Annotated in this window: 4 protein-coding genes; all 4 read left to right on the forward strand. The window is 35.2% G+C overall.

The window, feature by feature from the left end; genetic code table 11:
- Positions 1–275: 275 nt before the first annotated feature.
- The gene (locus CXF74_RS20225; RefSeq protein ID WP_101084332.1) at positions 276–4,100 is read left to right on the forward strand and encodes an amino acid adenylation domain-containing protein; all 3,825 of its coding nucleotides are present in this window, start codon (positions 276–278) and stop codon (positions 4,098–4,100) included.
- A 13-nt stretch (positions 4,101–4,113) separates the two neighbouring features.
- Entirely contained in the window at positions 4,114–4,338 is a 225-nt protein-coding gene (locus tag CXF74_RS20230; protein ID WP_101084333.1) for a 4-oxalocrotonate tautomerase, read from the forward strand.
- 73 nt (positions 4,339–4,411) lie between these two features.
- On the forward strand, positions 4,412–5,344 hold the full coding sequence (locus tag CXF74_RS20235; RefSeq protein ID WP_101084334.1) for a maleate cis-trans isomerase family protein: 933 nt from the start codon (positions 4,412–4,414) through the stop codon (positions 5,342–5,344).
- Between the two features lie 189 nt (positions 5,345–5,533).
- Positions 5,534–6,421, forward strand: coding sequence for a DMT family transporter (locus CXF74_RS20240; protein WP_101084335.1), 888 nt, complete (start codon positions 5,534–5,536; stop codon positions 6,419–6,421).
- Positions 6,422–6,429: the final 8 nt, after the last annotated feature.

Genomic DNA, 6,429 nt, shown 5'->3' on the forward strand with positions numbered 1-6,429 from the left:
TATTTAATGAGTGAGATGAATAATATCACCTCTAACTAGGTGGCCAAAATCACTGTACCACTACACTTCCATACCAACAGAAAAGTGAAAGAGCCAAAAAACATCTTTATTTAAAAATTCACATCACATTTTATTTATAAAAACCTACAACAATCGTAGGTTTTTTTTTGGGGGGAGGGGGGTAAAATTGTATTTTATAAGTTTCAGAATGAAAAACAGAAGGTGTTTTTACAGAAACTTATTTTTTCTTACATTATTAATTGAGTTTAAATATTATGAATAGTAAAAAAAAAGTAGGAATATTGTCAATGTTTATGGGCCACTATATGGCCAAGCCAAATAGTATAGTCGTAAAAAAAGGTGACGTAGAATTAACCTATAGAGATATAGTTTTAGGTGCAGGGCTACTTTCAAATTTCATAAATAAGTCATTCGTTAACAAAGGGCAATATATTGGGATATATACAGATCAGGATGAAAGTATGTATTTTTGTGTGTTTGGTGCTTTGTTATCAGGCATGGGATACATACCACTATCCCCCGAGTACCCAGATGAAAGAATCGAATATATGATTTCAGATTCTAACCTTAAGGTTATTTTCACTAAACAAAAGTATGTAAATAAGCTACGAAACTTTGTTGATGATAACACGCTTATCATTACCCGAGAGCAACTACTAAGCGACTCCTCGATAAACATCTGTTTGGATAACATTACTTCATTTGAAGATTTAGAAGATTCCCCTGTTTATATGATTTATACATCAGGAAGTACAGGAAGGCCCAAAGGGGTACCGATCAATAATCGAAATATCACCAATCAAATGAAATGGGTTTCAGAATCCCTGAATTTCAATGAAGAAAAAACTATTCTTCAAAAAACTCCTATGAGTTTCGACGCAGCCCAGTGGGAAATACTATCCGTATGCTGCGGTACAACTGTAGTACTTGGTGATTCAGATTTGTATAAAAATCCTGTTAAAATAATATCAGAGATAAAAAAACATAACGTGACGTCACTTCAGTGTGTTCCTACTCTCCTCAAAGCTTTACTGTCATACAATGAGTTTTACTCATGTGATACATTAGTAGAAGTTTATTGCGGGGGGGAGGCCTTAACAAAAAAACTCACTCTAGAATTTAGAGAAAATATGCCTGAAAAAAGTCTAATAAACCTTTATGGCCCAACAGAATGCACTATCAATGCATCACACTTTAATGTGGATCTAAATAACCTAGGATCCTATCCAGATGTAATACCGATTGGAGTTCCAGTAAAAAACACTGAAATATTTATAATTAATGGATCAGGTGAGTTAGTTGCGAATAATGACGTTGGGGAGATCTGTATTAGCGGAATGCAATTATCTTCGGGATACCATAACAATGACAAAGCAACAACTGATAAGTTTATCCTTCGCAGTTGTTATGGTGGAAGCTTGGACAGTTTAATTTATAAAACAGGAGATCTAGGTTACAAGGACAATGCTGGTAATATAAATTTTGTGTCGAGAAAGGATAATCAAGTAAAAGTTAGAGGATACAGAATAGAGCTAGATGAGGTAAAAGTCGCTATAGAAAATCACGACTGGGTTAAGTATGCTGGTGTTATTGTAACTGAAAACAATAGGACAGAAAACAAGGAACTAACTGCTTATGTCGAGCTAAATCCTAGGGAAGCAGCTCTCATGGATCAAGGGTTAAGCCAAAGCCATCATCTTTCTAAAGACAGTAAAAGACAAGTCAAGGCACAACTATCTAACCCGGGTGTAAGATCCTTTCTTGCGGGGGAAATAAAAATAAAACTCCCAGGAAAGTTGGAAACATTAGATCAATCTAAAAAGGCGTTCGGAAGGAAAACATACCGAAGTTTTAAAGGAAGAAAACTTGAAGCCGACGATCTGATTAAGCTTGTATCTAATCATCACCATACAAAAAAAATTACCACGTTCGATAAATCCATCGATGACGTTGGTTATATGATGAGAATGTTTGGACAGTTCCATAGTAAGGATAGGTTGCTACCTAAGTATTCGTATGCCTCACCTGGAGCACTTTATGCAGTTCAAATCTATATTGAGTTAACGAATATCACAGGCATTGATGATGGCGTCTATTATTATGATCCAACCAACCACACTTTTATTCTTGTAGGTAACTCTAACTACAATAGCAATGTAAAGATCCATTTAGTTGGTATTCTGTCGGCTATTTCATGCGTATACAAAAACAATGTGGTAGAAGTTTTAGAGATGGAAGCAGGGCACATTGTTGGTATGTTTGATAATGTGTTGAATGAATATGGAATGCACGTCTCAACACTATCTAAGTCAACCGTGTTCCCTAATGGGATTATTACAACAAGTGATTCTTTATATCTTGCTTCTTTTGAGCTAATTGAAGGCGAAAATCCCAGATACGATTCTCCTGTCGAGACTTATATTCAAAACAATAATTCAAAAATCAGCGAGATGATTTCAGGTATGTATAAGTACTTCAATGGAGGCGTTGAGTTTGTATCAGAAAAGACGATTAGGAAAAAGGATGTTATTGCCATAAACCAGAGCGTATATAGTGAATCTCATTTCGGAATATCCTTGGTTGTACAAGATGAAGATCGGTGGGATTCATATATCTGGTTGGGGAGAGAGTTACAAAAGCTTCAACTTAACGAATTAGGGTTGGGCCTAATGTCATCCGGTTATAGTTCGAAAACAGGCTATGACTTACCCTCTTGCACAAGAATGAAAGAGATACTTGGAGATCAAAATAAAAAAGTAGGAGCATTCTACGTTGCAATCGGTGGACCAATATCTAAAGAGCAAATACTTTCACAAGGTATGAAGGAAGATCTCATTCATTCAAGAGGACCAACAGAGATTCTTAAGGATGATTTAAAAAGAACACTCCCTGTACATATGATACCTAATAGAATATCAATTTTGCACACAATACCACAAACCCCTAATGGGAAAGTTGATAACAAACAGCTAGAAAAAATGCATTATAAAGAGGTTAAAAGTGATAACTATCTTAGTGTCGAGCCTGAAACCGAGTTGCAAAAAAAACTATGTGGATTATGGTCATCAATCCTAGAGTATAACAATGTATCAATAAATGATGAATTTTTTGAATCTGGCGGGGATTCATTGAGTGGTGTGATGCTCATATCTGAGATAAATGAAAGTATGGGTTTATCATTGCCTCTTCAAATACTGTTCGAACGATGCACAATCAAGAAAATTGAAGAGCATATCTTAACTAACAAAGAAGTTATCATAAATAGAGTTTTGTCTTTAAATAACAAAAAAGGCAATAAGAATATATTTTGTTGGCCAGGACTTGGTGGGTATCCGATGGGATTGAAAAACTTAGCAGAAAGTGTTGACAATGCATTTTACGGCATTCAATCTTATGGTATCAACTCGAACGAGGTTCCCTATTCAACTATAGAAGAAATGGCAATCGCTGATGTTCAGGCGATTAAGGAAGTACAAAAAACTGGTCCATATTATTTATGGGGGTACTCTTTTGGGGCTAAAGTAGCTTTCGAAACAGCCTATCAGCTCGAAAAAGGGGGAGATGTTGTGAAACACCTAGGACTGATTGCACCTGGTTCTCCAAAATTAAACATTCCAGAAGAGGACGCTGCAGAGATTACTTCTTACAAAAACACTAAATTTGTAACAATTTTATATTCCGTTTTCTTTAGAAAAATATCAGGTAGTGATCTTGACCAGTGTTTGATTTTTGTTAATAGCAAAGACTCATTTATTGGCTTTGTTAAAAACCGCATACCAGAAATAGATACAGGTACTATTGAAAGGATTGTTTCCATAGTTGAAGAAACATATGATTTTAAATATACATTTAAAGAATTAGAAAAAAGAACAATAAAATCTAACATTTCCATATTACAATCAATCGGAGATGATTATTCTTTTATAGACAATAACAATGGTTACTACTCAACTAAGCCAGAAATATATAGCTTAACATATGATCATTACAAATCTCTTTCAAAGCGCGGAGCTCAAGAAATATCAGAGATATTAAACAGTTCAGAAGTCACGAAAAAATCAAAACGTAAAGCATCATAAGCGAGGGTTCACTATGCCACATATATTAATTAAACATTTTCCAACCGACATCTCTAGAGAAGATAAAGAACGTATTGCCAATAAAATTTCTAGTATTGTTTCAAATGGCTTCTCCTGTCCTAATGATGTTGTCTCTGTTTCAATGATAGATGTTGAACCAGAGTGCTGGACCAAGGATGTCTACGAACCAGATATACAAAAAAGACAAGATATTTTAATAAAAACACCGAGCTATTAACCACTGTTCGGTGTTACGCAGTATCCAAATGGAATGGTGCTTACAGTAACGATTAGAGATTAGAGATTAGAGAATGATGATAAATAACTTACTCCCTTGTGAAATAAAAAGTGTCAATATTGACCCCATTCTAAGTAGAAAAGAAGCAAAGCCAGTGTTTTCTAAAGATGGAGTTTATTTTAATGGCAAATTCATTAAAAACTATGGAGATATAGACAGAAATAGAAATTATGATGACCCATTACACTTGTATAAAAAATTTGGTCTTATTATACCTGCAACCAACACGACGATGGAAAAGGAAATATGGAGTGTCTTAATTAATAACCATGACGTCGAATCTCTACGTGGTATAGGATTTCACACATCTAATGTTGTTACTCCCAAGCCTGAAATACACAATAAAGAAGATATAGAGCGCTATAAAAAAATATTCTTAGATGGATTACAAGAAGCAGTAAATACCGCAACTCTATCTGCCCCCGATTATATGATACTGGGGATGAGCTTGGAGCATATATTATATGGTATAGATGAAGTATCTACCCTTGCTGAAGATGTAAAATTAAAAACTGGTTTAGACTGGACTACATGTCATGAGGCAATAGATAGTGCATTGAATAAGTATAATGCCAATAATATTGGTATTATCACTCCTTTCGAAGCTCAAGGTAATACGTCAACGAAGAAAATGTTCAATGAGCTTGGTTACAATGTAGTAGCCGATGTAGGGCTGTCTTGTGGAAACACTCAGCATATTGCTCACATTCCAGATCGACTTAAAGAAAAAGCTATATTGGAGTTACTTGATGCTAAAGGCAATGGCCTGGACGCTGTAGTTCAATGTGGAACAAACATGAGTTTTATTAATGTTGCTGAAAGGCTAGAGCCTATTGTAGGTGTCCCTATACTTAGTATCAATGCAGTCGTTCTCTGGCACGCACTCAGAGTCAATGGAATTTCAGATAAGCTAATCAATTCAACTCGTATTTTCCGTGATCACTAACTATTATATTTTAAAATTTTCTTCAATGAAGAAAAGCGATAATAACGTTCCGGTCTTTTAAGCGGAATTACAACATGGAAATAAATTCATCAGAGATTATCATGATGGCACTTCAAATAGCTAATGCTACAAATGCTTTATAGTAGTGATGCTGTTCATTTTTATATACATAATTTAGGTTAACTCACAATGCTTTTTAAAAACTATTTAACTTTATTAGCGATTGGGCTCATTTGGGGCTCTCAATTTATATTTCAGGAGTTCGCTTTGGTTAGCTTCTCGCCTATTTGGATTGGAGCTACACGTGCCACCATTGGAGCAATTACTTTAATTCTCATTTGCAGATCAATAGGGATAAAAAACTCAAGTAGGCAATGGATTTTATTTAGCGTGATTGGATTACTTGAAGCTGCAATTCCGTTTGTGCTGGTTCCGTGGGGGCAGCAACATTTAGATAGTTCGATTGCCGCCATATTGATGGGAACACTACCATTTTATGTATTATTGTTAGCACCTATTTTTGTCAAAGGAGTAAAAATTAATGCGGCCAATACAATTAGCGTAATAGTCGGATTTAGCGGATTAGTGGTATTATTCTATCCTGAGCTATCTTCCGGCTCAGGAGAAATTAACTTAGTTAGCTCATTGGCGATTATCGTTGCGGCAGTATGCTTTGCCATTGCATTATTATTACTGAATCGAGTCAGAGATGAACACCCGTTAATTGTTGCTCGAAATGTGCTTTCTGCGGCAAGTATTCAATTAATTATTATCGCGTTTATCACTACACCTTTTGAATATCAAGCAACGTCGACAACCGCTATATTATCGATACTATACTTAGGAGCAATATGCGCTGGGGTTGTTTACTACCTATATATGATGTGTATTAAAAATTCAGGTCCAGTATTTACCTCAATGACGAACTATATTGTGCCTGCGGTAGGTGTTTTTATTGGTGCCCTAGTAACCAATGAATCGATTAAAACCAATACATGGATAGCACTATTTATTATACTTTTTGCGTTATTTATTAATCAGATTATGTCTAAAAACCTGAATTTGGATAATAAGTGAAGTATTCA

The sequence above is a fragment of the Psychromonas sp. Urea-02u-13 genome, from assembly GCF_002835995.1.
Lineage (GTDB): Bacteria > Pseudomonadota > Gammaproteobacteria > Enterobacterales > Psychromonadaceae > Psychromonas.